Annotated in this window: 1 protein-coding gene; it reads right to left on the reverse strand. The window is 39.9% G+C overall.

The features are described 5' to 3' along the window. Positions 1–112 precede the first annotated feature (112 nt). Positions 113–1774, reverse strand: coding sequence for a group II intron reverse transcriptase/maturase (gene ltrA / locus DW640_RS23120; protein WP_117578996.1), 1662 nt, complete (start codon positions 1772–1774; stop codon positions 113–115). Positions 1775–2429 lie beyond the last annotated feature (655 nt).

Raw genomic sequence — 2429 nt, forward strand, 5'->3', positions numbered from 1 at the left:
TGGTCGGGTAGGTCAGCTCCCTTTCGGGAGCTTTCCCCCCTAAGAACCGTACATGAGAGTTTCCCCTCATACGGCTCAAGCAATTCTAAATTTCTATATAGAAACCGGCTCATTATTTCCTTTTTTTATTGAGTTGAACAATACTTCTGTGGCAGCTATCATGTATCAGGGTTTTAACCTTTTTACCTTCTACAATGTCTTCTTTGATATACCAAGACATTTCTTTATTGATAGGATTGCCACAAATGGGACATTTTCGATTTTGTCTTTCCCACATTTTAAGGATAGTTTTCTTCCCATTAAGAGTTAAAAGCATTTTGTAGGTCTCCCGTTTGTCAAAATACTCTTTATCCATTGGTTCATACGGATTTACCTCATTTCGTATCTTTACATATCGGATAATTTCTGTGTCAGTGAGGTATTTTAGAGCATGATGTCTTTTATTTACCTCGTCCTTTTTATTTTCGACAGAGAAAGTCCAACTGCGTGTTCCGATTTTTCTGAAGTATTTCTTTTTAATCCATGTTTTACTCTTTTTGGGATGGCGTTTGAGTGCCCATCTCCATAGTTTGTGGAAAATCTGATAGTCTGCTTTACTGAATGTATCAGAGGACACTACATACTTGTAGTAGTTAGCCCAACCTATTATTATCGGATTTAGAAGCCTTATAATAGAACTTTGAGTTACAGAGGGATTGCCTTTAACAAGCTCTCCAATCTTGTCCAAAAATCTTTTGACTCCTTCTTTGGACGGTTTTATAAGCATCTTATCGTTATACTTTCTGATGTTGAAGCCAAGAAAGTCGAAACCATTCTCTATATGGGTAATCTTAGTTTTCTCCTCAGATAGAGTAAGTCCTCTTGTCTCCAAGAACTCCTTTACTAAAGGAAGCACTTCATCTTCCAACATTTCTTTGCTTCTTCCAGTGATGATAAAGTCATCAGCATACCTTATCAAATGTACTTTGGGATAATAGGTATCTCTATGATGATTTATCTTGATAAAGCGTTCTGATAGTTTTGCTTGTAAGCCATCCAAAGCCATATTAGCTAGAGTTGGAGATATTATTCCTCCCTGCGGAGTACCCTCTTCTGTCGGAAACAGCCTGTTGTTGAAAACAAATCCAGATTTAAGCCACTTTTTTAGCATGACTTTATCCATTGGGATATTGTCTATAAGCCATTGGTGACTGATATGATCAAAACAGCCTTTAATGTCCCCTTCCAAAATCCATTTGGGAGAAGCCTCTTTAGCCAATACACAGAAGCATTGTCCTATTGCATCGTGGGCACAACGTTCTTTGCGAAAACCGTATGAACAGTTGTCACCAGTCGTTTCGGCAATGGGGTCTAATGCCATTAAGTATAGTGCTTGCATAGCCCTGTCCTTCATGGTTGGTATTCCCAAAGGTCGGAGTTTCCCGTTCTTCTTTTTAATATGTACCCGTTTTAACGGTTGTGGACGGTATCCTCTTCTCCTTAATTCAGTTATTGCGTTCATTTTCCCATGTGAAGTCGCCCATAAGACATGGTCAACTCCAGCTGTGTTCTTCCCTTTATTGGAAGTCACTCGTCTAACCGCCAATGCTTTGGCATAGAACGAGTGTACCAGCATCCATTGTAAGGCTTTCACCTTGTTATGTTTGCCAGCTTTTTGAGCCTTTACAATACGAGCTTGTAGCTTTTTAACTTCAACTTCACACTTGGTCCAGTTTATGCTTTCCCAAGTGTCCCATTTTGAGTTAGTAGATGCACACGATTTTGATTCGTTCATTTGCTTTTCTCCTTTCAAAAGTTCTAAAAGTTTCTTGTAAAGAATTACCTAACGCAGAAGTCAGCACACTTTCGTGTAGGGTAATGTTGCCTTGTCCAATTCATGGATGATGGCTCAACCACATATCCTCCTCATTACAAGGATGGCGTTCGCTTTTTCTGCAATCCTATACCTGCACCCCGTTCAGCTTTCCTTACGGTTTGCTTACCTGCATTTGCAGGAGAGATACAGGCTTACCACGTTTCGTGTAAATAACATACGAGTAGGTTAGGTTCCGTCTCTTCGCCGGCAGTGCTTATGTCCGTGTAACCCTAATCAAAGAGAGAGTTATCCGACTGCATACTTTTTAGTTCAAGCCTTTCAGTATCTTTGGCTTATTCCAATTTAACGACGATTCAAACAACGATTCACATGTGTTAACCATACTACTCTGCCTAGCCTCCCAACTCTATGATACTAAGAGTTATTGTCTTTCCCTTACGGTTTTGTCTTTTCCTTTCGGAAGGAGTACATTGTCCGGACAGCTTGATACAGAATTATCACTATTGGTGCATCTGTCCGTAGGCTACCGTTGACGGAACAACGGGTTCAATCATTCAATTCCAGCTCGTGGATTAGAATTTTGAACAATTATTTACGCAACTTCGTGTCGCAC

It is taken from the genome of Bacteroides sp. AM23-12 (genome assembly GCF_003434395.1).
In the GTDB taxonomy this organism is placed as follows: domain Bacteria; phylum Bacteroidota; class Bacteroidia; order Bacteroidales; family Bacteroidaceae; genus Bacteroides; species Bacteroides thetaiotaomicron.